Here is a 26,090-nt window from a genome sequence, read left to right on the forward strand (position 1 = left end):
AGGCATACGATGGCTGTCGATCATTGGGAACCTTCGGACGCGAAAGCCAAACCGTTTGGATCAATGCGAAATGTTCAGTGCCACAAGGAAGCGAGAAACCATGTTGTAGGCAGCGACGGTGGCAACAAGTTCCACTACAGCACCTGGGTCGCGATGAGCGCTCACCCGATTCATCAACTCCTCGGGCACCTTCACATCTCTTGTCATTCGGTCGGTTAGCTCGAGTAGCAACTGCTCCTCTTGGGTAAATTGATCTCCAATCGCGTGTTCTCTTAGTGCATCGATTTTGGTCTGTGTGAAGCCAGCCTTGAGTGCGATAGGCGCGTGAGCATCGAATTCAAATGCGGCGTCATTGAGTACTGCGACCCGCAGGATGATCATTTCGCGCAGGGAGGTAGGAACGCTAGTGCGGTTGCGTACTGCTGTCAGCATCGATTCCCAGCCTTCGGCGATGGGCGCACTGTTGAGCAAGACTTGATAGAGGAGCGAAATGCGACCGCGCTCAGCCATGATGCGCGACTCGATGTCATTCAGTTCTGGGCGCGTGCCAGGCGTTACCAATGGAACGCGGATGTGATCTGTTGTCATGGATGTTCTTTCTCGACGCGCAAGCCGATCTTCATATGCCACTTGGGCAGCGTTTACTCGTCCGTTTTTATGTTGCGTGCTTTGATCAACGCTGCCCACTTGGTCGTATCGGACTTCAGCAAATCCGCAAGTTCTTGCGGTGTTGAGGACTTGGGCTCAGCGCCACCCTTCAGGAGCCTGGCGCTTACCTCGGGATTAGCCAATGCATTCCGGACGGCCCGGTTCAGGGTGGCTACGACGACGGGCGGTGTTTTTGCAGAGACGAACAGGGCGTACCAATTGTTCGTGTCTACTGCTCTAATGCCTTGCTCTTCGAACGTCTTGACATCTGGCAGCGCAGGGTGGCGTTTGCTCGACGCGATTCCGATGGCCTTGAGCCGACCGCCTTGGACATGCGGCATGATGGCTGGTACGTCGGCAAAAACACCTTTGACCTGGCCGCCCATCAGGTCAGTAAATGCAGGCGCCATCCCCTTATAGGGCACATGCAAAAACTTGGCCCCCGTGGACTGCTCCAGTTGTATGAGCGCCAGATGGGGAATGCTGCCGGATCCGGAGGACGCCATTGGTGTTGGTTCGCTGGTGCCCTTGACGGTTCTGATGAACTCCGCGGCGTCAACCGCGTGGTTTTGAGCGTTCACTACCAGCACTTCAACGTTGTTGGCAACCAGAGATACCGGGGAAAAATCGCGCTGCGTGTTGTAGGGTAGCCTGGTGACTATCGTAGGGTTGATGGCCGCAGCGCCAACGCTGGTGATCCACAACGTACTACCGTCAGGCTCAGAGCGGAGCGATTCCATTGCGCCCAGAGCACCGTTGGCTCCAGGTTTATTTTCCACGATCACAGGTCGATTGAGTTCTCGTCCTAACTGTTCCGCCAATGTTCGTGCGACGAAATCGACCGGTCCGCCTGGGCTGAATGAGCTCACGATACGCAAAGGTTTTTCGGTAGCAAGTGCAAAACCGAGGGGCATCAAAGCCAACACGGCTGTGGCTATGAGCACATGTACTTTTCTCATGGATGTCTCCTGGTCGGAAGGCTGTGTCAGTCGCAACGCGCCGTCATGCCGCCGTCTACGATTAGTTCTGTGCCTGTGACGAAACGTGCTTCGTCGCTAGCCAAGTACAAAGCAGCGCTTGCGGTGTCTCGTCCATCACCCATAAAACCTAAAGGGATACGCTTCACGCGAGAAGCTAACAACGCCTCAACGTCACCGCCTGAACGTTGCTTGGCCAAACGCACCTCCACCATTGGGGTATGTAACTGTCCAGGCACCACCGTGTTGACACGTACTCCGTCAGGTGCATGCTGGACTGCGACCACCCTTGAGAGATGGATGACTCCGGCCTTGCTGGCCGCGTAAGCGACTTGGGCGCTTCCTGTCCAGCGCAAGCCCGAAGTGGAGGCTACGTTGACGATGGCACCGCGCTTGCGTTCGACCATGTGTGGCAGCACGTATTTGCACGCCAGGAAGACGCTTTTGAGATTGATGTCGATCTGACTGTCCCAGGCCTCTTCACTCAGCTGCACAGGCCCCCCAGCGGCAGAGCCTCCAACGTTGTTGATCAGAACGTCGGGCACGCCATAAGCCCTCAGGCACGCCTCCACCATGGCTTGTACGCTGGCAGCATTGGTCACATCGCAGATGCAGGTGGTGATGGATGCTGCCGCGTCGCCTGCCAGGGAGAGCGTTTCATCAAGGCGTGTCTGGTCGCGGTCCACAGCAAGGACCCGGGCACCTTCTTCGGCCAAGCGCACAGCCATCGCGCGCCCATTGCCCCAGCCAGCACCTACGCAACCTGCTCCGGTGACGATGGCAACCTTTGATTCAAACCTCTTCATGCTTGCTCCTTTTATGGGGCCACAACCCGAACGTCGCTTTCCCAGTGGCTATATGACAGCCAGTGTGCGTGGAGCTTCAGAGAAGTTAAACTCGATGGCTTCTATATCAGCTATGTTTTTTGGCTATGGACCTACGGCAACTGGAGTACTTCGTTGCGGTGACCGAGCAGGGTAGCTTTAGCCGCGCTGCGGCGTCGTTGAATCTTGCACAGCCCAGCGTTAGCCGCCAGGTTGCGCTGCTGGAGGAGGAGTTAGGGCAGAGATTGTTGGAACGCACGGGGCGGGGCGTGACGCCAACACCAGCAGGTCACGCCCTGCTGGCGCATGCGCGCGTTATGTTGAACGCCGCCAGTCAAGCCCTCTCTGATCTGAAGGAGATGCACGCCGAGCCGGTGGGTCGTGTGGTGGTGGGTTTGCCCAATCGAGTGGCCATGGGCTTATCAGTAGCGCTCATGAAAGAATTTCGGCAGAGGTTTCCGAATGCTCTCCTATCGATTGTTGAGGGCCTGAGCCTGTCGCTACGTGAGGGCATGATCGCAGGTCGGATTGACCTGGGTCTATTGTTTGACCCCGCGCCAACACCACTGCTGTCGTACGAGCAACTCATGCGTGAACGCATGATGCTGGTCGCCCCAAAGGCCTACCGTCTCACAGAGCAAGTCGCGCTTTCTACGCTGGCGAATTTTCCTCTGGTACTTCCCGGGTCGCACAACCCGATTCGGACTTTGGTAGACGCGGTGCTGCTTCCCCGTCGAATTGTCTTGAATGTTGTTGCGGAAGTCGGAGCCGTGCACACGGCTCTGACTGTAGTTGAGGAGGGACTTGCTTGCTCAATCCTGCCCGACAGTGCGCTGCATCTCAGTCGTCGGCCGGACGAGATCCAGGCTGCTCCTATCGGACCGCCAGCAATCCGCAATCAACTGGTCCTCGCGATACCGCGAGCGCGTCCCGCGACCCGGCTGGTGGCTGAAACAGCAAAGCTGCTACGAGAACTAGACTTTAGAAATGGTGGTGGAGCTGGACACTGACCCGTCGCTGAAAGTACAACCGATGAGTGTGCCACCTCAAGACTGCAGGGCAAACGTCGTTCGGATAGTGGCGGTGAAACGAGGCCTCATGCGTGCACTCCAAGTGGTATTGCGAACAGCCAGCCAAGCAGGGGCATCCACCACTTTCTCGTCCACGAGGTCGTAACAGGCGAGAGATCGAGGTCCTTCGTCGTAGTTCCAATATCGCTGGGCGTGCACACAGCCGGGTACGCTGGCTAGTCCTGGCAAATGCTCGCTGTCGTACCAGCGCTGAAGTTCAAGTTCCCAAGATTCCTCAGGCGTCATTTCCACTGCATAGTGGATGTTTGCCTTGTGACCTCTGCTGGCGCCAGGAATGTCGGCCATTAGCGCCAGGCGTGACACTTTCAATTGGGCTGAACTGCCGAGCGCATCGAATTGCCGAGCCAGTGTATTGAGTGACAAGGCCGTCCTGTGCGGAAGGCTTAGGTAGAGGTAGGCGATGCCAGACGGTTCCGACCAGGCCGACCTGCAGAATCCTGCTCCAAGTTCGAGGCAAATGGGCGCCTTCGCCAGGTCCCGAGCAAGCGGAGCAACCTCGAGGTTCAGGCATCGCGCGCGTACCAGAACGACGTCGGTCGGCATGAGAGCAGATGGCATTGGTTCCTCGGGTAACTTGGGGTACATCGCACTGTGAACCGACCCCTTGCGCGCCAACTCAGGCGAGGTCAATCTCTTTCTAACTCACGCTCAGGTCAGTCAGCGCGCTCAGATTGAACGCCGCAGTGCCTGCAATGACCTCGGAGCTCGCACGCACCAACAGAAGACGGAGCCCTGAGGGGCACATGTAGTGCAATCTGTGCCGTAGACAGGATCAAAAGTCGATGCGAATGCCGGCTTCCTTGACTGCCTTGCCAATCTTGGCCAGGTCGCTAGCGATCAATTGCTTGAATTGTGCAGGTGTGGACTGTGTAGGGACAAAAGACAGTTCCGCGAACTTGGCTTTGAGGGAGGGCGCTTGCACGGCCTTGCCGATCTCCGCGTTCAACCGATCGGTGATGGCTGCTGGCAGATCTGCTGGTCCCCAGATGCCGTACCACGACAGCAGCTCGAAGCCGGGCATGCCGCTCTCAGCCAGAGTGGGCACATTGGGCAGCGAAGCAATGCGAGAACTGCTTGTGACCGCGAGTGGCCGCAGCCGCCCCGCCTGCACAAAGGGTGTCACTCCTGGCATGGGTGAGATGGCCGCAGAGACATGACCGCCAATGACGTCAGTCAGTTGCGGCACTGCGCCTTTGTACGCCACGATCTCCATCTGCAAGCCCAGTGCTCGGTTAACCATCTCTTCACTCAAGTGGCTGGTGGTGCCCAGGCCCGAGGTCGCCCAGGTGTATTTGCCCGGATTGGCCTTGGCTAGTTGGACGAATTCACCGATGGTCTTAGCGGGTACTTCATTGTTGACCGCAACGATAAGTGGCACGAATCCGATCTGGCCGACGGGTGTGAAGTCGCGCTCAGCGTCATAGGTTTTCTTGGCAATCACGAGCGGCAGATAGGCTTGGCTGGAGGCGTTGAAAAGAAGGGTATAGCCGTCGGCTTTGGCTTTCTTGACGTTCATTGCTCCCAGAATGCCAGACGCACCGGGGGTGTTTTCGATCACTATGGGCTGGCCAAGCTGTCGCTGTAGTTGGTCGGCCACCATACGGCCCACCGTGTCGATGGAGCCTCCCGGCGTGTACGGAATCACCATCTTGATCGGCTTGTTGGGGTAATCCTGTGCGCTTGCGGTGCCAAATGCCAATAGTGCGGTACACGCGAACGCGAGTTTCAAAGCGGCTTGAATGAAGTACTGGTTCATGTTGTCTCCTTGTTATGAATGGGCGAAGTTGCCCCACTAGGCGCCCCCACTTTTGGGGCCGCTTTTGCGTTTTGGTGCGGCTGGCCCCGGTACCTCAGGGCCTATGCTTTGAGCTGTGAGGAATAGACGCGACGGGCGAATGCCGCAATCGCCTCAGCCATGGCGTGTGGCTGCTCTGGTGCCATGGCGTGGCCTGCGTTGCGGATCACCTGGACAGTCACGCGATCACCCAGATATGCCTTCATGACGTTGGGTATTACCACCGCATCATGTTCTGCCTGCAGGTCTAAGATCGGCACTTGGGATCCGGCCGAGAAGTACTCATCTACTGGCGTTGTGATGCGTGCGTGACTTTGTGCCTCATGTGTGGCGGCACTCCAACCGTCGAGCCAGACCCGAGGGTCGTGGCCCGGCGCGAAGAACGCACGGCGCAGGCAATCCATCCGCTGCTCCTCGGACAGACTAAAGTCGCTGGAACCGTCAATTGCGTCACGTAGTCGGCTGTACGGTTTTTCGGTTGATCCGGGAGGCATCTTTCCAGCGGATGCTGCTGCCATCACAACCCCGCGGATCAGGTCTGGCCTGTCTGCGGCCAGCATGCGAGCGGGTTGACTCCCCCAGGCGTGTCCAACTACCAGGATCGGGCCGGTATTTTCATGATCAAGCACAGCCGCCACGTCCTCAGCAAAGTCGTGAATGCTGAGCTCCTCCATAGGCCCATGGCTTTGGCCAACACCACGTGGCTCTGGACGGATGACGCGAAAGCCTTGGTCTTGCAGGAGGCTGGCAACGACGTCATAGTCTCGCCCCGAACGCGCCAAAGAAGGCAAGATGCATATGACTGGACCAATTCCTTGGTCTGCATACTCAATCTGCACCTCGGCGCTTGAGCGCCTCTCGTGGTATCGCACCAGTTTGCGTAGTGCGGTACTTGTCTCGGTTTTTGTCGATGTGTTGTTCATACCCAGAGTCTGGTCGTGCACTGGATGCTGAATAAGGGTTTAGCTCCTATACCAGCTATGTTTTCTTCCTATGGCATCTCGGAGGTGAGAGGCGATTCCAAGCATTCCTTGAGGACAGACACGAGAAGGTGCTATTGAACTGCCGAACGAAGGGTTTGGGCGATTTGATAGCGCCCCAAGCGCAGACACTGGGAGTGTCGTTGTGAAGGGGCTAGCCAGTGGATGCGGTGAATTCACATCGACCACAACGAAAACAGGCGGATCTGAAAATCCGCCGGTCCAACCGAATATGACTTTGGCGCTAACGTTTCAACACTGGTCCATGGACCGCTCACCTTTGCAAGAACTGCAAAACCGTGATGAACCCGGGGCCGATTGGGATGTTCGGCCCCGTATTGGCGTCGCGTCAACGACCTGATATCGTCAAAGTGCGAAGCGAGGGATCCGAAGCTATGTCCGCCTCATCGAAGCGCCAGTCAAGCACTTTGCCGTGGCTATAGGCTTCCATCTGATCCGCGAAATGCGGCGAGTCTGGATCCGAGGATATTCCGTAGATCAACATACCGCGGCTGCGAATCTTCGGACCGAACTCGACGAAGTAAAAGAGTCCCGTGGCTCCCTTTGCGTCGTAGGTACCAGACATCAATGGTGAAACGTCCATGTAGTTGAAAACGCCATCGTTCGAGGCACCGCCTGGAACCGGTATACGAAGGTCTCCGCGACGAGCCGTTTGTATGCTGCCCAGCTCTGCGTCAAGCGCAATGCCTGCACTTTGAATACGAGAAACGGCTCGTCCCAACGCCTGGAGCACAGTGGGGTTGTTGACGTCGAGCTGACGTGGTGTGGCGAGAGGTCGTGTGGGATCCACCTTATCCAAGAACTGCACTCCACCTTCCCGGATGAACTCCCTGAATATGTGTGCACCCTTGCTGTCAATCTTATAGGTTCGGTCCCACTTGGAAAGCACGGCGCACGCTTTGCGCAGGTCGACTAAGCTTCCGTTCGCTAGCGTGACTTCTGGCCGAGGGCCGCAAGCCTTGAGCAAGTCGTCTAGAACCAACTCGGCAGAGTGCACACGTGTGCGAAGAAACATCTGCTGCAGATTCTCAAAACTAAAGCGCTTTCCGTCCATCCCGTCGGTGCCTGCCATACGCTCTTCGATCAGCCGTAGGCCGAGTCGAGCGCGCAGGCTCAGCGGGACTCCCGGTTTTCCGAAAACATCATCGAGATGCGTAAGTGGAAACTCTGGATTGGCATAGCGCGGGGGGTTGTTGCTGTTGGCCACAAAGGCCTTCTGGTGAACCACTGCTCCACGTTTTGGTCCAAAAATTCCCGCTCTCGCAGAGTCAGGATCGGTCCCGAGTTCGCACTCCGAGCGCGAGCCATCGAGTTGCCGTGTCGATCCACATCGGGCGATGAGTGCATTGTCCAGGTGCGGAATATTTCCAATATCGGCGAACAATGTATTGCCTTGCCGATCGATGGCGATGGTGTTCGTGTCCTGCACCTGATAACGGGACAAAATTTCTAGTACCTGCGAGGTCGATTTAGCGCGATCAAGTGCCAGCTTGTGCTCTTCCACTTTCAAGCGCTCCAACGCTGTCATGACGGAGCGCAGCGTATATGCGGTGGACGTGTCCCAGGGCCTATCCTTACTCAGCAGTACGGGGCCAAAGTGCGTCCAATACAGAGTGCGTTGTTTTGAGATGATGCTGCCATCGGCTTCTCGCACGCGCACAGTCACCGGGTGTCGCTCCATAGCTCTCGACTGACCGTCGTAGAGATAGCGCGTAGGATCGCTAGGATCAAGTTTGAGCTTGTAGACCACGTCACGTTGCACTGCGGACACCGTGTGTGTTCGGGCGATGTGTTCGCTATGACCAATCTGTTGAACGGCGCTGCCGAGTCGTGATACGCCGATGTGATTGAACACCCCGGGGATAGTCATGTGGGCCGTTGTCACGCGCTGCGCCCAGAAGCCTGGCTTGTTGAAAGCCTCCCACGGCCAGTGGGGACTTGCAAGCAACATGGCTGATCCGTTTTGCGTTGTAGCAGGACCAAGTGCCCAGCCGTTGCTGCCATCCACGGTGGCGTGTTCGTCGGCAAAACTGTCAAAACTAACGAGATCCCGGTCTGTCGACTGCAAAGCTGCTGCTATCGCCCCTTCCGGCTTCGGAGGGGATGCATTCGAGATCTCAGGAACATAGTCGAGTGGTCCGCGACGTCCAGCAGCACGGTTCAAAAAGTAGTCGAGCTCCGTGATCTCTTTGACCCATGGCTGATTGCGGCAGGCAACCGGCAGCTTTGCAGATGGAGTTTCACGAACATACTTGTTGTAGCCGGCAACAAAGCCGCTTACCAAATCTCGGTAGTCTCGGTCCCATGAGACTTCCGGATCGCGTAACAACGCGGGGGTGACGCCACTATCTATTAGACGCTGACGATAAAAATCGCTTTCGAGGTTCCCGTTTGCTCCGCCCCAGTAGTACGAGCGTTCAGCACGCGCTGTGACATAGAGCTCTGCAAGGTCGCAGATTCGATCTTTGGCTTGGGTGTAGCCTACGCCGTATCCCAGATTCTTCCAGTTGTCCGCCAGAATGTGAGGAACGCCCATTTCGGTGCGGCGGATGGTGGCTTTCAGTGACTCTGGCGATTGGGTGGTTGCGCACCCGGCTGCCAAGCTTGCTACGATAGCGGCTCCTACGGCGGCACGGACCGCTCTTGCTTTCGCGTGCAACTCGGTGTGTTGATGCGTTTTCGACAGATTGTTGATCATCGTTCTCTCGAGATTGGAGTGGTATTTGCGCAATCGAGTACACGAATCGGAGACAGGCTTCTGTTCACCGCAGCTCTGCGCTTCAGTCGTATACCGTTGTGCAGGGAGAGGCTTCTGCGGTGAGCTCCTAAGACGGTGTAGGCCGCAGAATTCAGTGGCTTATCCACTGTTCCAGCCAGAGCGATGGGCGATCAGAAAACGTGTTTGATGCCTGCTGAGGCGCCTGACCCGTTGGCTTTGAATCCTGCGCCCTGGTATCCGTTCTTCCACCGGGTGTGGTCCAACTCGATGTAGGCCAGCGTGCGTCTGGAGATCTTGTACTCGAGGAATGCGATGAGGCGATCGAAGCCATCCTCTGGTGAGCCGCTGCGATTGCGTTCAACGCGGTAGTAGGCTGCTACAAGATCCAGATTTCCGGTCAATGGCGTCGTGCCGCCAATTCCCAAAGTCTTGTTTCTGGTTGACGCGGTGGCGGTGGTTTGTGCCTCGTGACTGCCATAGGTGATTGAGAGCTTCGCTTTACCAAACATTGCACCGACACCACCAACGTAGCCTTTCAGAGTAAGGCCATTGACGTTCTTGAACTCTGTGTAAGCCGCGGCCGCGTTGTAGCCACCGGATTGGAAGCCTGCTCCGACTCCTGACGAGGACAGCTTTGATTCGCTTGCGCTTTGTTCGCCCAAGGCGTGCATAGCGCGAAGGCTGAAATCGCCATATCTGCCCACGTACTTAAGCGCGTTGTCGAGGCGATAGGCACCAGTCGTCGCGCCAGCTGGCCCGTATTCTCCGGATAGGCGATGCGCGCTCAGAGCTGCTGTGCCGATGTTGGGATTGAATCCTGCGTATCGACTACCCAACGGATCCACCGCTGAGACCACGTCCGCCAACAAGGTCGTCTGCCGTCCTAGTGTGAGGGCTCCCCACTCGCCTTGCAATCCCACCCAAGAAGCGCGGTCAAACTGCTTGGTGGAGTTAGCCATCGCTCCGGTGTCCACGTTGATACCGGACTCCAGATTGAAAATTGCCTTGAGCCCTCCGCCTATATCTTCCCTTCCTCTGAATCCCAGCCGGCTGGTTGTATTGATTCCACTATTCAGCGTAGTTGAAGAAGCTGCCGAGCCATTGTTAGCGCTATCGAGACCCTGTCCATAGCGAATGCCCGCGTCAACAACGCCGTAGATCGTGACGCCATCTTGGGCTTGGGCAATGTCAGAGCCCGCAGCAAGCGCGCCCACAATCACAGTCAGGCCAAGCCGTGGAAAAATTCCCATGTGGAGTCTCCTTTGATTTTGCAGCGATCTCCAACGTCGGGTCCTGCGGCCGGACTTTGCAGCGGGCTTACACCGCGAACCAGAGACCGTTGATTTATGAACTGCCTCGCTGCCAGAAGAGTCTAGGGAGCAGTACAAAGAAAGGCATCCATTCCATTCCAAAGGATGGAACACTTGTGAAAAGGACCAGCGGCTGTAGCGCAGCCACACGTTTTGTTGAGGGCGCTGCAAGTAGCGGCCATCGCTCATTACGAGCAAAGATAGAGGCTCTAGGCTGGCTGAAAAATCCCACGGAATCCATTCCAACCCCGAGTAGATGTGTCACTTGCGCGCTCTTGATGAGAGGCGGCAAAGCACCAAGACGCTTCACAGGCTCAATCGAGGCGTCGGACGGCCTCTGTGATCTTCCCGGCGAGCGCTTTGAGCGGCGCGCTCAGTTCCTCTTCGATCTCGGACGCACTTTGCTGGGTGGTGACACTCATGTTGAGGACGTAGATGGCACTGCCGGGAGTGACGATGGGAATCGCTAGAGCCACCACCTCGGGTTGCCAGGAAGCAGTGCAGTACCCCTTCTTCCCGAACAGTTGCACCGCAGTGAGGATCTCCTCGCGCAAGGTCCTCCAGCCTGTTAGGCGCTGTTGACCCAGCCTCGTCATCAGCTCCCGACGCTGAGATTCGGAGAGCGCGCAAAGATAGGCGCGTCCCAATGATGTCAGTTCGATAGGCACCCGCTGGCCTGCTACCACGCTGCGAAGCGAAACTTTCCGGTTGTAGCGTATGGACTCGAGATAGACCATCTCCTCTCGGTCTGCAACAGCTAGCCCCACATTGACGCGGAGCTTCTCCGCTGCAGTACGCATCAGTGGGGCCGCTATCTGCAGCACGGGCGACCCTGATCGCATTGCGTGCGCAAAGCTCAGCACTGGGGCTGCAAGCCGGTACGCACGACGCGGTCCGTCATGTTCCAGCAGACCACATTGAACCAAGGTCTGCGCCAGCCTGCTGACGGTTGCCCGGGACAGGCCAGTGCGCTCTGCAAGTTCCCCATTTCCCAGAAGGTCTGCCCCTGGCCGAAACGCGCGGAGTATCTCCACGCCGCGCTCTAGTGACCGATTCAGCGTGGGTTCCTCATGGTTCTTGCGTCTCACAGCAACGCGGGAAGAGGGATTCGTGACGGAGCTCATTACGGCATTCATTTCCAACCAGTGGAATAGCGGGGATGCACCGGGAAAGTCATTCTCTTAATCTAACCCCGTGAGTGAGGCGGCCGATCATGCCGCTCCTTGAGGTCACTTGCGGTTAGTCAAATCCCTAATAAATGGAGACAAAGAAGTGCACAAATCCTTGCTATCAGCGCGTTCGCGCATCGCCTTGGTCATTGCGATTGCAGCAGCCTCTATCGGTCTGCATAACGCCCCCGCCCATGCTGCATTCCCAGACAAACCTGTTCGCATCATCGTTCCTTTCGCGCCTGGCGGCGGAACGGATCTGGTCGCTCGATCCATGACGGTGGTCATGGGGCAAGAGCTCGGCCAGCCCGTGATCATTGACAACAAGCCAGGCGCAGGGACCCTGATCGGGACCGATGCCGCTGCGAAGAGCGCGCCAGACGGATACACAATGGTCATGGCCACCGTCGCGCATGTGGTGAATCCCAGCATTCAGCCCAAGCTGCCTTACAACCACGACAAGGACTTCGTCCCGGTGATGCTCGTAGGTGTATCGCCCAACGTACTGGTCGTGCGCGCCAGCAGTCCCTACAAGTCTGTCAAAGACATCATCGCAGCTGCCAAGGCAAACCCCGGAAAACTCTCGTTTGCCTCGCAAGGTGCTGGAACCTCCGCGCATCTTGCTGGTGAACTTTTCAAGAACCTTACCGGTGCCAACCTGATTCACATCCCCTATCGCGGCGCTGGGCCTGCCCTGACCGATTTGCTGGGAGGACAGGTCGATGTGATGTTCGCAACTGCGGCTGCCGTCGGAAGCATGATCGAGAGCGGCAAGCTGCGCGCACTCGCCGTGACGACCGCCACCCGATCAAGCTCGCATGTTCTTTCCAAGGTACCCACGGTCGCAGAAAGCGGCGTGCCCGGCTACGTTGCCGATAGTTGGTACGGCCTTTTTGCTCCCGCAGGCACGCCCGCTGATGTGATCGAGAAGCTCAACGCAGCCGCCAAAAAGGCTGTCTTCACGGAAGCCTTCCGCAAGAAGATGGAAGCCGAAGGACTCGTCGTCAAGGGCGGTTCTCCGCAGGATTTTGGCGCCTATGCCAAGGGTGAAGAAGCCCGCTGGCGCAAGGTTGTCAAGGACAACAACATCACCAACGACTAGCCCTTCGAAAGCTGAAAATGACCATAGAGCTCATTGAACTGACCGTCACCAATGGCATCGCGACACTCACACTGAATCGCCCAGAAAAACGCAACGCCATGAGCGACGACATGCGCACCGAGTTCATCGCGGCGCTGGAGCACGTCAGCGCGAACAAATCGATACGCGCGCTGGTGCTCACTGGCAATGGAAAGGGCTTCTGCGCCGGTGGAGATATCTCCGGCATGGAGCGCCGAATGAAAGCGCCTGCTGGGGAAATTGCCTTCAACGGCTGGCACCGCCAGCAGCGCGTGCACCACACGCAGACCCTGCTGCACACGATGCCCAAACCCACGATCGCCGCCGTCAACGGCGCAGCGTCTGGTCTGGGTGCTGACACGGCACTCGCGTGCGACTTCATCATCGCCAATGAATGGGCCAACTTCTCCTGGTCTTACATCCACCGCGGCATCATCCCTGATGGGGGCGGCATGTACTTCCTGCCCCGCCGTGTGGGACTCCCCAAGGCCAAGGAGTTGATCTTCACTGGTCGCAAAGTAGATGTGAACGAGGCACTGGCCATGGGTATCGTGGACCGCAAGACCTCTGCAGATACGCTGGTGGCGGACGCGCAGGCATGGGCGGCCGAACTCAGCAAGGGATCTGCTACTGCGCTCGCGCTGGGCAAGACGATTCTGGACCAGACGTTCGAGATGTCGGCCCAGCAGGTGTTCGCCCAAGGCAGTCAGGCCCAAGGCATCTGCTACACGAGTACAGAGCACCGCGATTCGGTCATGGCCTTTCTGGCCAAAGCTTCGGCAACTGCCAGCAAAGAGTGATTCCCATGAACGCCATCTCCCGCCTTCTCCAGCCACGCAGTGTGGCCATCATTGGCGCATCTGCCGATGCCTCAAAAACCGCCGGTCGCCCTGTTTCCTATCTGCTCAAGCACGGCTTTGCCGGTGACATTTACCCGGTCAATCCCAAGGTGGATCGCATCGGTGATTTGGTGTGCTACCCGGACATCGCTTCGCTGCCTGCAGTGCCGGACGTCGGTATTGTCTTGTTGGGGGCAGAGCGCGCACACCTCGCTGTGCGGGATCTCGCAGCCCGGGGCTGTGCTGCAGCCATCGTGCTGGCCAGCGGCTATACCGAGACTGGAGAGGACGGAGCACGTCGGCAAAAGCAACTCATTGAGGCTGCTGGCGACATGCGCATTCTGGGGCCCAACACCATCGGCCTCGTCAACCTCACTGACAACATCGTTTTGTCGGCCACAGGTGCGCTGGAGATGGAGCATTTCCCTGTCGGTGGAATTGGCGTCGTTTCGCAGAGTGGTGGAATTTTGGGGGCACTACTATCGCGAGCAGCGGCGCGTGGTGTGGGCTTGTCCAAACTGATCTCCACCAGCAATGAGGTGGATCTGGAGCTGGCCGATTTCATCGACCACCTGGCCGATGATGAGGCCACCAAGGTGATTGCGCTGTATGTGGAAACCGTGCGCGACCCCGCCAAGTTCCGCAGCGCCTGCCTCAAGGCCGCGCGCGCTGGCAAGCCTGTGGTGGCGTTCAAGATCGGGCGCTCTGAAGCGGGCGCAAAAGCGGCTGTGTCGCACACTGGAGCGCTGGCTGGTGCAGACCGCATGTATGACGCGCTGTTCAAGCAGGTGGGCGTGATCCGCGCGCAAACTTTCGCTGACTTGTTGGACATTCCCGCCGCTCTGGCTACCGGCCGCAAGCTGCACGGTAAGCGCGTCGCCATCTTGACCTCCACCGGAGGTGCAGGAACGCTGGTGTCCGATGATCTGGGCATGGCTGGTTTTGACACCCCCGCGCCTGATGCAGCCACAGCCGAGGCGTTGCGCGCACTGCAGACTGGCGACCATGCCGTGCTGGACCGCAACCCCATCGACGTGACGCTGGCAGGTTTGAAGCCCGACCTGCTGCGCGGAGCCATCAATGTGCTGCTCAAGAGTCCTAGCTATGACGCACTCACCATAATCGTGGGCTCCTCCAGCCTTGCCATGCCGGAGCTGCTGGCTGGCGCCATCCAGGACTGTCTGCCTAACTCTGACAAACCAGTGATCGCCTACGTCAGCCCCCATGCACCAGAGGTGGGTGCACTGTTGACGCAGCGCGGAGTGCCTGCGTTCGCGGCGGCTGAGAGTTGCACGGCTGCACTGCGCGCAATGTTCCAGGCGACTGAGCTGAAACCCCAGGTCGATTCCAGCGCGCCTGCTGCAGTGGTGTCGGTAGACGGCTTGCCAGCAGGTTCCCTGGACGAATACCAAGCCAAGCAACTTTTCACGCGCTTTGGTGTGCCGTGCGCGAGCGAACGCATCGTTCACTCCCCTGCGGAGGCCGAGGCTGCAGCACGGGAGATGGGCAGTCGCGTGGTGCTGAAGATTCTCTCGTCCGAGATCACGCACAAGAGCGACGTGGGGGGCGTGGCCGTCAACTTGTCGGCAGAGACCATTGGTGCGCGCCTTACTGCAATGGGGTCTGAAGTGGAGGCCAAGGCGGGTGTGCTTCCCAAGCGATTTCTCGTTCAGGAGATGGTGGGTGGCGGCACAGAGCTGATTCTTGGCATGCACCGCGACGCACTGGGCACCGCCATTCTGCTAGGCATGGGGGGTGTCACGGCCGAGCTGTTCAAGGACACGACCATGCGTCTGCTCCCACCTACCGGTGGGTTGTCGCGGGCCGATGCGCTGGCCATGGCGCAGGAGCTTAAGACCTGGCCGCTGCTGGACGGCTTCCGTGGTCGCCCCCTGGCCGACGTTGACGCACTGGTCACCACCATCGTTGCTTTCTCGCAAATGGCGGCCCAGCTCGGCGAACGTTTGGTCGAGGCCGAAATCAACCCGGTGTTCGTGTTGCCCAAAGGCCAAGGCGTTCGTGCTGCCGACGGTGTCGTGGTGCTCGCCTGATGACTGCCAATGCAAGAGCTCAGGTACGGCTGGAGCGTGACGGCGACGTGGCTGTCATTTGGATCGACAACCCGCCGATCAATGCAGGCTCTGCCGCAGTGCGTGCTGGATTGTTGAACGCCATTGATGAGGTGGCTCGCGACGAGCGCATTGTGGCTGCAGTGCTGATCGGGGCGGGCACCACCTTCATCGCGGGATCGGACATCCGCGAGTTTGGGCAACCGCTTGCAGAGCCGCAGTTGCCCATGGTGATTGCTGCCATAGAAGCCTGCCCCAAGCCCTTTGTGGCAGCTCTCCATGGCGCGGCGCTGGGCGGCGGCTTCGAGCTTGCGTTGGGCTGTGACGCGCGCATCGCTGCTCCCGAGACAGTGGTGGGTCTGCCTGAGGTCACGCTGGGGATTATTCCTGGAGCTGGAGGCACTCAGCGGTTACCGCGGCTTGTCGGTGTGCCACGCGCGCTGGCCATGATCTGCAGCGGTGAGCGCGTGAAGGGGGCCGCAGCGCTTGCTGCTAGCCTTGTCGACCAGATCGCTGAAGGAAATCTGTGTAATGCGGCCGTGGCGCATGCGCGAAGCCTGGCGGGGCGCAAGCATCGGTTGCGTGAACTTTCAGTCCTAGCAGGCGAACCCCAGGCCGTGGCCGATGCAGTAGCGGCTGCGCTGAAGGCTGGTAAAAATCGCCCGGCTGTGGTGGCGGCGATTGACGCCATCAAGGCATCGGCCTTGCAAGACTTCGACACTGCGCTGGCCGGTGAACGCGCGGCCTTCCAGCAGCTGCGTACCTCGCGAGAGGCTTCGGCTCTGCGCCACCAGTTCTTTGCAGAGCGCGAAAGTGCCAAGCACCCGGAGCTGCTGGGCGCGGCAACCCGCACGGTGCAGACCATCGCTGTGATCGGCGCAGGCACCATGGGAACGGGTATCGCGATCGCTGCGTTGGACGCAGGCTATGGGGTGCTGCTGCTGGAGCAGGATGGTGGCGCGCTGGATCGCGGTGGCTCACGCATCCGCGAGCACTACGCCGCCCGCGTGAGCGCCAGAAAGATGGCAACCGACGTTGCACAGTCGCGCCAGGAGAGTTTGCGCACCAGTCTGCAATGGAATGACATCGCCGAGGCCGATCTGGTGATAGAGGCTGTGTTCGAAGACCTGGATGTCAAGCGCGAGGTGTTCGCGCGCATCGACGGCCTAGCCCGCCCCGGCGCTGTGCTGGCGAGCAACACGTCCTATCTGGATCTGGACGCCATCGCTGCCGCTACATCGCGTCCGCAAGACGTGATAGGTCTGCATTTTTTCAGCCCAGCCAATGTCATGCGCTTGATGGAGGTGGTGCGCGGCCAGGCTACCGCGCCCGATGCGCTGGCTACAGGTTTGGCAGTGGCCAAGAAGCTTGGAAAACTGCCGCTGCTGACGGGGAATGCCTTCGGTTTCGTCGGCAACCGGCTGTACGCAGCCTACCGTCGCCAATGCGAGTTTTTGGTCGAGGAGGGTGCGTGGCCTGAGCAAGTCGATGCGGCGCTGCAGCACTTCGGTTTTTCGATGGGGCCTTTTGCTGTGGCCGACCTTTCAGGGCTGGATATTGCCTGGCGCATGCGCCAGGCCCAGGCTGCAACGCGCGACCCTGCAGCGCGCTATGTGCACGTCGCCGATCGGCTGTGCGAAGCTGGTCGCCTAGGGCGCAAGACCGGCGCAGGCTACTACCGCTATGCAGAGGGCAACAAGCCCATGGTGGATGAGGCCGTACATGCATTGATCGAGCAAGCACGTGCGGAAAAGGGCATCACGCCGCGCATCATCTCCGATGAAGAGATCGTGCGCCGGGTCTTGCTAGCGCTGGCCAATGAGGCTGCTCTGCTGCTGGCCGAAGGCGTGGCCTCTCATGCCACGGATGTGGACCTCGCCCTGGTCAACGGCTACGGATTTCCGCGTTGGGAAGGCGGCGTGGTGTTCTGGGCCCGCGAGCGCGGCGAGACTGCACTGAGCGCTGACTTCGCGTGGCTCGCCGAGATCAGCGGCCCTGGATCAAGGATCGGTGACCCACGCCCTTTACTCGCCAGCTCACGCTGATGAGACAAGCCGTTCGCCATGTCCTCGATTGAACCTTGCTGTGCATCATCAACCTGGAGTCACGATGACCCGACATGCCTTCATCTGCGACGCTGTTCGCACCCCCTTCGGACGCTATGGCGGTAGCCTGTCATCCATGCGCGCCGACGACCTGGGCGCCGTACCCCTTCAGGCCTTGATGGCGCGCCATCCAAACCTGGATTGGGAGGCCGTGGCCGATATCGTCTACGGTTGCGCCAACCAGGCTGGAGAAGACAACCGCAACGTAGCCCGCATGTCCGCCCTGCTGGCGGGATTTCCCGTGGGCCTGCCCGGCAGCACGGTCAACCGGTTGTGCGGCTCGGGGCTGGATGCACTGGGCACAGCCGCAAGGGCCATCAAATCTGGAGAGGCCAGCCTGATGTTGGCGGGGGGCGTGGAAAGCATGAGCCGTGCGCCCTTCGTGATGGGCAAGGCCGAGAGTGCGTTCTCGCGCGCGGCGAAGATTGAGGACACCACGATCGGCTGGCGCTTGGTCAACCCTAAGATGAGGGCCTTGCACGGCGCGGACAGCATGCCCGAGACGGCCGAGAACGTGGCAACGGATTTCAAGATATCGCGCGAAGACCAGGACCGCATGGCATTGGCCTCACAGCGCAATGCGGTCGCTGCGCAGCAACGCGGCTTCTTTGATGCCGAGATCGTACCGGTCACGGTGCCGCAAAAGAAAGGCGACGTGCTGGTGGTCACACGCGACGAACACCCGCGCGAGACGAGCCTGGAAGCGCTGAGCCGTCTCAAGGGCGTGGTGCGGCCCGATGGCACGGTGACCGCCGGCAACGCCTCGGGCGTGAATGACGGAGCCTGCGCATTGTTGCTCGCCGACGAGCACGGAGCCGCACGGCATGGGCTTACACCGCGCGCCCGTGTTGTTGCCATGGCCACGGCCGGTGTGGCGCCACGCATCATGGGCATGGGCCCCGCACCTGCCACACGCAAGGTTCTGGAGCTGGCTGGATTGACCCTGGCACAGCTCGACGTGATTGAACTGAACGAAGCCTTTGCGGCGCAAGGGCTCGCAGTTCTGCGCGATCTGGGCTTGGAGGACGATGACCCACGCGTGAATCCGAACGGGGGCGCCATTGCCCTGGGGCATCCGCTGGGGGCTTCTGGCGCCCGATTGGCCACTACTGCCGTCAACCAGCTTCTCGACACGGGCGGCCGGTACGCGCTTTGCACGATGTGCATTGGAGTGGGGCAGGGCATCGCGCTGATCTTGGAGAGAGTGTGAGCCTCCCCTGAGCCTGACGCGCGCAGGAGGCTATGACAGCCTTCAGACGATGCTCTTGGGCACAACCTTCATCGCGCAAGACAAGAACAAGGAGACAAGATGAATCGGATGGTCCGCAAATGGATGTCAGGTCTGGGAATCCTGTGGCTGGCCTTGGCAACTTCTGCCGTGGTTGCACAGACGTTCCCCAGCAAACCCATCCGCCTTGTGGTTCCGTTTCCCGCGGGAGGTGGCACAGACGCCATGGCGCGCACACTGGGTGAAGCACTCTCGCGAGAGCTTGGCCAGCCGGTGCTTGTGGAAAACAAGGCGGGTGCAGGTACGGTCATCGGCAACGACCTCGTCGCGAAAAGCCCGCCCGATGGGCATACGCTCTTGTTGAACACTAGCGCTGTCGCAATCGTGCCTAGCCTATTCGCAAAATTGCCTTATGCAGCAGACTCCGCGTTCGCGCCCATCACCTTGCTGGGGCGCGCACCCAATGTCGCGGTGGTTCGGTCAGACAGTCCGCTGAAGTCGGCCGCCCACTTCCTTGCGCAGGCCAGGGCCCATCCAGGCAAGGTGGCCTATGGTTCGGCCGGGAACGGCACTTCCACGCATTTGGCTGCGGAGTTGCTCAAAAGCATGGCCAACATGTATGTCATTCACGTGCCGTACCGAGGCGCGAGCCCGCTGGTGACGGACGTTTTAGCCGGCCAGATCGATGTGGGTTTTGGCACTTTGCCCAGCGTCGCCCCGTTCATCGCCAGTGGAAAGCTAAGAGCTTTGGGTGTGACCAGCGGCAAACGTTCGCCGCTGCTGCCCGATGTGCCCACCTTTGCAGAGGCCGGTGTAACGGGTTACCAGGCGGATGTCTGGTACGGAATTTTCGCGCCTGCTGGAACGCCAGCGCCGGTTGTGAACCAACTTTACGCGGCGTTTAAACGCGCGTCTGAAGCAGACGCATTTCGCCAACGGGCACAAGCAGAAGGGCTGGCCGTTACCCTAGACCCTCCCGAGGAAACCGCGCGCATCGTACGTGCTGAAGTTGCCAAGTGGCGCAAGGTCGTCAAAGAGCAGTCTATCAAGGTGGATTGAGCGATGGGAGCCGCCCTTTCATTCTCACCACCCGATGCGCCTCTGCTGGCCGACCTTGAGCGCTCGGCGGTCCGCCAGGAGGTCTCTCTGGCCGGTTCGACACTCCAAATGACTTGGCGTCGATGGGGGGAGGGACGTCCAGTAGTGCTGCTGCATGGCGGGCATGGCAACTGGCGGCACTGGGCACGTAACGTGGAGGTGCTTGCCACGCGCCATACGGTTTGGGTGCCCGATCTGCCTGGCTATGGCGATTCATCCTTACCGGCGGATCACACGCTTGAGGCGATGGTGGCTCTGGTCGGCCATTCTCTTGATCGGTTAGTGGGGCCGGATACTCCGGTAGGTGTGGCTGGATTCTCTTTTGGCGGTCTGGTCGCTGCCGGGCTGTCAGTCGAACGCGGTGCCATTTCACGCCTTGCGCTGCTGGGGCCTGCAGGCCATGGAAGTAAACGCCGTCCCAAGGGCGAACTGCGCAACTGGAAGCCTGCGCTTGAGCGAGAGGACTGGGTGGAGTTTGACGCAGCTATGCGCCACAACCTGATGATGCACATGCTCCACAACGTCAACAGTCTCGACACCACAGCTCTCGCGATCCATACGCAGTCATGCCTGCAGACTCGGTTTCATAGTAAGCGTATCTCCCGTTCCTCTCAGTTGCCACAACTGCTGGAAAGGTACACAGGCCCTGTGCTGCTTGCTTGGGGGGAGCATGACGTCACTGCCCATCCACATTCCACTGCATCCATGCTCATGCAGCGCCGTGGACCTTGCACTTCGGTGGTCGTTCCCCGTTCAGGCCACTGGGTGCAGTACGAGGCGGCCAGCGATGTGAACAGCCTGTTGTTGAACTGGTTTGATCAAAAATTTTCTCCTTGTCAGGAAACCTGAAATGCACGCTACAGAAGTATTCGCACGGTATGCCACCGAATTCCAGCGCCAGCCGCTTTCTGGTGATGTTATTCACCACGCCAAGCGTGCAGTGATCGATTGGTACGCCTCTTTGTTCCCAGGTTTGAATACGCCGCCCGTGGCTATCCTGGAGAAGACCCTCGCAGATGACCTCGACCGTGGTCGATCCCTCCTAGGTAACGGACGTAGAAGTACGGCACGTACGGCCGCGCTCATCAACGGCGCTGCAGCACACGCGGCCGAGGTAGACGATAGCTTTCGCGACGCGATGTACCACCCTGGCGCAGCGACTATTGCGGCCGCGCTGGCTGCAGGGCACGACCTTGGCGTCTCCGGCCTCGAATTTCTGCGGGGGGTTGTGCTTGGGTACGAGGTCTCCACTCGCATCGGGGTGGTCATGGGCCGACCTCATTACAAGTTCTGGCACAGCACCGGCACGGTAGGCAGTTTTGGTGCGGCGGCTGCCGTGGGCGGAGTCATGCGCCTCGACGGCCCCGCGTTCGCCCATGCGCTTGCAACTGCCGCGACGTTTGCGGCAGGGCTTCAGCAGGCTTTCCGCATGGACTCGATGTCCAAGCCACTGCACGCAGGGCGCGCCGCCGAGGCGGGCTTACTTGCGGCACAACTGGCTTCGCGCGGCTTGACCGGATCGCTGGATGTGCTGGATGGAGACACCGGTCTTGGGCAAGCCATGAGCAACGGCCCAGATTGGTCCACCGTCGGTGCAACGCTGGGCCAGGATTTCCACATCACTCGACTGACCTTCAAAAATCACATTGGCTGCGGACACACTTTTGCAGCCATTGATGGCGCGCTGGAGCTGCGAGAGCGCCACAATCTTCAGGCGGACGAAATCAAGAGCGTGCGGGTTGCGACCTACCGCCCCGCTCTGGACATTGCTTGCTACACCACCCCCACAACGGCCAATGAAGCGCGATTCAGCCTGACCTATGTCGTCGCCACTGCGCTGTCACATGGCAGCGTTCGCTTGGCGGCTTACGAGCCAGATCGACTGGATGATGAACGTACACGCGCTCTGATGGAGCGTATGACTGTTGAGGTGGATCCGGCTCTTGACGCAGCATTCCCAGGGCAGCGCTCCGCCCGCATCGAGATAGAGACTGTGGATGGTCGTCGGCTTACACATTTGCAGCCCAACCGCAAGGGAGATCCTGAGCTGGCTCTCACAGATGCCGAACTTGAAGGCAAATTCTTGGAGCTTGCAGAACCGATCATTGGTGCAACTCAAGCTAGGGCCCTGTTGGAGAAGATCTGGGCTCTCGACAGTCGCAACGATTTGTTTTAGGTCCATCAGCGCTAGTTCGTTTGGAGTGTTCTAAGAACTGGCGCTAGGCGACCGCAATGCAGCGGTTGCTGCCGTTCGCATCTCGATCACGAATGAGTACTATCAGCCTGAAGAAGCCCACCGCCCTTCCCCTCCGCATGCATCGATACATGAACCGCCTCAAATGAGGCAGGATTAATTTCTCAATACGGAATTTCCCCGACGGACTTTATTTACGTCCGACGAACTTTATTTGTTGGAGTCAGCCATTGACTCCAACAAATAAAGTTCGTCGAGATCACCAGGCTTAAGTCGTTGATTCTTCTACGTGCAAGCACTACGTGAAAGTCTGTCGGAAAACCTCAAATGGACTGCCACGTTCAGGCGTCTACAAATAAAGTCCGTCGAAGATCTTAGAGGAAGTCTGACTGTCGATCATCACGCTCTTGGCCACGTGCTCGAACGCATCAAGCAGTGCCTGCTTGGTCGCCGCCACTGGACGCAATGGGCGTACCTTCCCGCCTGCAGTCTTGGTTTTTTTGGAGGGGCGAGTTTTGCAAGAGCATCTCGCTCACTAGGGGTTAGCATGCTTTCGACATGCCGTTCGTTGACGCGCTGGTTGAAATTGTCGATTGTGCTCTGCAACGACCACGTTTCCCGCCAGATCCTCGACACGCAACGGCTTGAGCAAATCTGGATCTATATCTTTGCCCCCGACGGAATGGCGCCACAATGCTTCCACGTCGGTGCGATGAGCCAAGTACCCGGATGAAGCATAGGCGGCTTTCGTATCCGATTCCGTAACATCGGCGCGCCCATCCGTGAACACCGGTCCGGTGATCACAAACACATCTCCCTTGGCCCGCTTCACGTAGTGCCGCGTGTCCTGCTCGATCTTGTTCCAGGCGCCACCGTTGTGCTGGTCGTTGATTTCCACACAGAAGTGACCCCCTGAGGGTGCGGAAAAAAACTTCGGCTGCTTCTACAACACATCCGAGGTTCACCTGGTATTCGACGAGACGAAGGGGCTTAGGAGAAATATTGTTCCAGCTTTCTTCGCACCAGCGGATGTATTCGTTGTCCACCAATCCATTGCGAAACTGGCGACATCTTCGTTTGATGTTTAGTCGCAGGGGGGGGACTTGCCTGTCAACGTGCACGCCCAGACAGCGCACCGTGCAACTCCATCTTGGTCTTCACGCCCAGGCGAAGGTAGGCCTGTCGAAGGTAGGTTCGCACCGTTGCGGGGCTCAGCGAGAGCTGCTGCGCGATCACCTTGTAGCTCATGCCCTGAGCGAACAGATGCGCCACACGGCGTTCACGCGGCGTCAGCAGGCCTGTGGGCACGTCGGCGGACTCGATGGCCAGCTGTAGATGGTCGGCCAACGGCGTAACCACGAGGCGGGTCAGGCCCATGCGCTGTGTGAAGGGCGCCTTTTGCAACTGCGACACCACCTCGGCCGGTAGCTGCAACCCATCCCAAGCGGGCCAGTGGGCAGAGAGCTGCTCGCTGATCTGGCTACCGGCGTAGACGATCTGGCCATCGCGCCGGGCCAATGCCATGCGGCCGAGACTGTTGGCTTCCGCCTGGCATAGCGCGTCCTGAAGCGCGAACCGCCACAGCTGGGCAACATGGCGCACCAGTTCGCGGAACATCGCCGCTTCCGCGTCGCTGAAAGGCTGGTCTCCAGCGGCACGGTAGAGCACCACGAAGAATAGTTGGCCGCTAGCCTCCTCCTCCAGGCACAGCGCCATGGCTCCTTCGATATCCAGCTGCCGCGCCAGCTCCGCCAGGGCGGTGGCCTCTGCAGGCCCGCTGCAAGCAGACGCCAGGCGCTGGACTACCCCGCGCTCGCGCACTGTGGTTCGAGCGAAGACGTTGCCAGATTCCACCCGCCGCCAGTCAGCCGCGAACGATTCAGGCAGGCCAATGGCCTCCGCCTGAATGATGTCGGGCATCTCTTCGGGCCCGCGGTCGAAGCACAAGCCCCACCAGGCGCTGCGGTAGCGAAGGCACTTCCCCATCAGCGTCACCGCCGCGCGCAGGAACCCCGTAGGCGGCTCACCGCGCGCGAGCCGGCCGAGCGCAAGCAACTGATCGCTCAGCACGCATTCATCGGAGTTGGTCGTGGAAGCAGAGGAGCTCATGTGCGGGGCCATGGAAGTCCGGATCTTGCGATTTTCAAACTGCCCGCCGCTATGACCGTCTACATCTGTAGATCTCGCAAAGCGCGGCGCGCCTTCCTACTATGCCCCCTCTTTCTAACAAAAGGAGACAAGATGCAACAACAACATTTCCAACTCACGGCGGCGGTGCTCGCAACAGCCGTGTTGGTGGGCTGCGGCGGGGGCAGCGACGATATGCAGAGCCGGGGATCTCTCCTCGCCGATCCGAATCGGGTGCCCGTCACGCAGATGGACGGCACCGCAACCACAACCATTGCACCTGCGCAGTTCGGGCAGATACTGGAAGCCACGCATCCGGGCCTTACCAAAATCACTGGCGCGCCAAAATGTGCCATCTCGGTCTACAACATCAAATACGCGACCGTTGGCGGGGCGGGCGAGTCAACCGACTCCACGGGCGCCATTCTGGTTCCTTCCGGCTCCGATTCAGCCTGTTCCGGCCCACGTCCGGTGGTGCTGTATGCGCACGGCACCGAAACGGACAAGGCCTTCAACATGGCCAACATCCGTGATTTCTTCCAGGCCAGCGTGCCCGCCGCCACCTATGCCGCACAAGGCTTCATCGTGGTCGCGCCGAACTACGCAGGCTACGGCACGTCATCGCTGGGCTACCACCCGTACCTCAATGCAGAGCAGCAGGCTAATGACATGGTGGATGGCATGCGCGCCGCCAAGAAAGCGTTTTCGGCCGTCGGAGCGCAGCCATCCAACAAACTGCTGATTACGGGTTACTCTCAGGGAGGCCACGTTTCGATGGCCACACAGCGCGCGATGCAGACGACCTACGCTTCCGAATTTCAGGTCACCGCGCTGGCCAGCGGGGCGGGCCCGTATGCCATGTCGTTGGTTTCTGACACGGTCTTTGCCGGCAGCCCGCTGATGCTTGGCACCGTGTTTCTGCCGCTCACCTTCACCAGCTACCAAAAATCCTATGGCGGGCTGTATGCGTCTCCGAGCGATCTGTATGAGGCGCCGTATGCAACTGGCATCGAATCGCTGCTGCCGGGACCGGGTGCAACGATCACGAATCTCTTGGCCACAGGAAAGCTGCCGGCGGCTGCATTGTTTGCGGCGGATTCCATGCCGGGCCCCTCGGCGCCGCAGTTCGCTCCGTACTTCGGACCAGGCAACCTGATCAAATCGAGCTTCCGCACAGGCTACCTGCGCGACGCGGAGCAGAACCCCTGCAACACCGCTGCGGGCATGCCCTCGCCTTGCACGCCCGCGCATCCGCTGCGCAAAGCCATGCTCAAGAACGATTTGCGCACGTACGCGCCCAACGTGCCCACGATGCTGTGCGGCGGCAATGCCGACCCTGTCGTGTTCTCGAAAAACACCGAGGCGGCCGAGGCTTACTTTCTCGCCAAGGGGATGTCGCGATCGCTTTTGACCGTGCTCGATGTCGACTCGACGCCGTCGGGCCCCCACGATCCGTTCGCATCGGTGAAGTCGGCTTTCACCCAGGCCAAGGCGGAAACCATCAATGCGGCCATCGCAGCAAAAACCGACCCAGCGCAAGCTGTCGCGTTTGCATACCACCCATTCCTGGTGTATCCGCTGTGCGAAGTTGCGGCGCGCAGCTACTTTCAGAACGTTCTGGCCGCTCAACCGTGAGCAGCCAGCGTGCTTCGAAACGCAATGGTCCGTGCACCTTGCTCGTGTTGGGTGCACTGCTTCTGAACAACTGTTCCACCGTTGACGAAGATGGTCCATGCCTGTGGTGCGTTCGCCAGCCGATTGATGAGTAACCATTGA

General features: G+C 59.4%; 20 protein-coding genes and 1 pseudogene. 10 read left to right on the forward strand and 11 right to left on the reverse strand.

The features are described from left to right. Positions 1–60: 60 nt before the first annotated feature. The 3 genes from CBY09_RS21490 to CBY09_RS21500 are packed head-to-tail and all read right to left on the reverse strand — an operon-like array spanning position 61 to position 2,431. Positions 61–588, reverse strand: a complete 528-nt coding sequence (locus CBY09_RS21490; RefSeq protein ID WP_205734191.1) for a carboxymuconolactone decarboxylase family protein — start codon at positions 586–588, stop codon at positions 61–63. Between the two features lie 53 nt (positions 589–641). After that, positions 642–1,607 carry a Bug family tripartite tricarboxylate transporter substrate binding protein gene (locus CBY09_RS21495; protein WP_094291611.1) on the reverse strand — a complete coding sequence of 322 codons (966 nt, stop codon included), beginning with the start codon at positions 1,605–1,607 and terminating at the stop codon, positions 642–644. A 26-nt stretch (positions 1,608–1,633) separates the two neighbouring features. Further along, entirely contained in the window at positions 1,634–2,431 is a 798-nt protein-coding gene (locus CBY09_RS21500; RefSeq protein WP_094291612.1) for an SDR family NAD(P)-dependent oxidoreductase, read from the reverse strand. A gap of 125 nt (positions 2,432–2,556) precedes the next feature. On the opposite strand from CBY09_RS21500, the gene CBY09_RS21505 reads away from it, so the two are divergent. Continuing rightward, the gene (locus CBY09_RS21505) at positions 2,557–3,459 is read left to right on the forward strand and encodes a LysR family transcriptional regulator (RefSeq protein WP_094291613.1); all 903 of its coding nucleotides are present in this window, start codon (positions 2,557–2,559) and stop codon (positions 3,457–3,459) included. A gap of 36 nt (positions 3,460–3,495) precedes the next feature. Here the strand turns inward: CBY09_RS21505 and CBY09_RS23785 are convergent, their stop codons facing one another. The 6 genes from CBY09_RS23785 to CBY09_RS21530 form a co-directional block, all read right to left on the reverse strand. Continuing rightward, the gene (locus CBY09_RS23785) at positions 3,496–4,083 is read right to left on the reverse strand and encodes a hypothetical protein (RefSeq protein WP_133066329.1); all 588 of its coding nucleotides are present in this window, start codon (positions 4,081–4,083) and stop codon (positions 3,496–3,498) included. Between the two features lie 229 nt (positions 4,084–4,312). After that, a complete protein-coding gene (locus CBY09_RS21510) occupies positions 4,313–5,296 on the reverse strand; it encodes a Bug family tripartite tricarboxylate transporter substrate binding protein (protein ID WP_094291614.1) in 984 nt (327 codons plus the stop codon). Between the two features lie 101 nt (positions 5,297–5,397). Then, positions 5,398–6,258, reverse strand: coding sequence for an alpha/beta fold hydrolase (locus CBY09_RS21515; protein ID WP_094291615.1), 861 nt, complete (start codon positions 6,256–6,258; stop codon positions 5,398–5,400). Positions 6,259–6,664: 406 nt separating this feature from the next. Next, complete coding sequence (locus tag CBY09_RS21520) at positions 6,665–9,034, reverse strand: penicillin acylase family protein (protein WP_094291616.1); 2,370 nt, start codon at positions 9,032–9,034, stop codon at positions 6,665–6,667. 191 nt (positions 9,035–9,225) lie between these two features. Beyond that, entirely contained in the window at positions 9,226–10,305 is a 1,080-nt protein-coding gene (locus CBY09_RS21525; RefSeq protein ID WP_094291617.1) for a porin, read from the reverse strand. Between the two features lie 374 nt (positions 10,306–10,679). After that, positions 10,680–11,489: an IclR family transcriptional regulator gene (locus CBY09_RS21530; RefSeq protein ID WP_094291712.1), complete on the reverse strand. Its 810-nt coding sequence runs from the start codon at positions 11,487–11,489 to the stop codon at positions 10,680–10,682. A 181-nt stretch (positions 11,490–11,670) separates the two neighbouring features. On the opposite strand from CBY09_RS21530, the gene CBY09_RS21535 reads away from it, so the two are divergent. The 8 genes from CBY09_RS21535 to CBY09_RS21570 all read left to right on the forward strand — a co-directional run bounded on the left by CBY09_RS21535 (position 11,671) and on the right by CBY09_RS21570 (position 22,169). Then, positions 11,671–12,636 (forward strand): Bug family tripartite tricarboxylate transporter substrate binding protein, encoded by a 966-nt coding sequence (locus CBY09_RS21535; RefSeq protein WP_420807472.1) that lies wholly within the window; start codon positions 11,671–11,673, stop codon positions 12,634–12,636. 17 nt (positions 12,637–12,653) lie between these two features. Beyond that, positions 12,654–13,454, forward strand: a complete 801-nt coding sequence (locus CBY09_RS21540; protein ID WP_094291619.1) for an enoyl-CoA hydratase/isomerase family protein — start codon at positions 12,654–12,656, stop codon at positions 13,452–13,454. 5 nt (positions 13,455–13,459) lie between these two features. Further along, on the forward strand, positions 13,460–15,544 hold the full coding sequence (locus CBY09_RS21545; protein ID WP_094291620.1) for an acetate--CoA ligase family protein: 2,085 nt from the start codon (positions 13,460–13,462) through the stop codon (positions 15,542–15,544). Continuing rightward, positions 15,544–17,607, forward strand: a complete 2,064-nt coding sequence (locus tag CBY09_RS21550; protein WP_094291621.1) for a 3-hydroxyacyl-CoA dehydrogenase NAD-binding domain-containing protein — start codon at positions 15,544–15,546, stop codon at positions 17,605–17,607. The genes CBY09_RS21545 and CBY09_RS21550 overlap by 1 nt, the downstream gene beginning before the upstream one ends. 64 nt (positions 17,608–17,671) lie before the next feature. Then, positions 17,672–18,877 carry a 3-oxoadipyl-CoA thiolase gene (gene pcaF / locus CBY09_RS21555; RefSeq protein ID WP_094291622.1) on the forward strand — a complete coding sequence of 402 codons (1,206 nt, stop codon included), beginning with the start codon at positions 17,672–17,674 and terminating at the stop codon, positions 18,875–18,877. 99 nt (positions 18,878–18,976) lie between these two features. Then, on the forward strand, positions 18,977–19,954 hold the full coding sequence (locus CBY09_RS21560; protein ID WP_094291623.1) for a Bug family tripartite tricarboxylate transporter substrate binding protein: 978 nt from the start codon (positions 18,977–18,979) through the stop codon (positions 19,952–19,954). Between the two features lie 144 nt (positions 19,955–20,098). Continuing rightward, a complete protein-coding gene (locus CBY09_RS21565) occupies positions 20,099–20,842 on the forward strand; it encodes an alpha/beta fold hydrolase (protein WP_165773961.1) in 744 nt (247 codons plus the stop codon). Between the two features lies 1 nt (position 20,843). Further along, positions 20,844–22,169 carry an MmgE/PrpD family protein gene (locus CBY09_RS21570; protein ID WP_094291625.1) on the forward strand — a complete coding sequence of 442 codons (1,326 nt, stop codon included), beginning with the start codon at positions 20,844–20,846 and terminating at the stop codon, positions 22,167–22,169. Positions 22,170–22,961: 792 nt separating this feature from the next. Here the strand turns inward: CBY09_RS21570 and CBY09_RS23555 are convergent. Then, positions 22,962–23,070, reverse strand: a pseudogene (locus CBY09_RS23555) (DNA/RNA non-specific endonuclease); the annotation flags it as partial. Between the two features lie 227 nt (positions 23,071–23,297). Then, positions 23,298–24,296: a helix-turn-helix transcriptional regulator gene (locus tag CBY09_RS21580; protein ID WP_165773962.1), complete on the reverse strand. Its 999-nt coding sequence runs from the start codon at positions 24,294–24,296 to the stop codon at positions 23,298–23,300. Positions 24,297–24,428: 132 nt separating this feature from the next. Between CBY09_RS21580 and CBY09_RS21585 the strand changes: the two genes are divergently transcribed. After that, a complete protein-coding gene (locus tag CBY09_RS21585) occupies positions 24,429–25,949 on the forward strand; it encodes an alpha/beta hydrolase family protein (protein WP_094291628.1) in 1,521 nt (506 codons plus the stop codon). Positions 25,950–26,090: the final 141 nt, after the last annotated feature.

The organism is Acidovorax kalamii (assembly GCF_002245625.1).
In the GTDB taxonomy this organism is placed as follows: domain Bacteria; phylum Pseudomonadota; class Gammaproteobacteria; order Burkholderiales; family Burkholderiaceae_C; genus Acidovorax; species Acidovorax kalamii.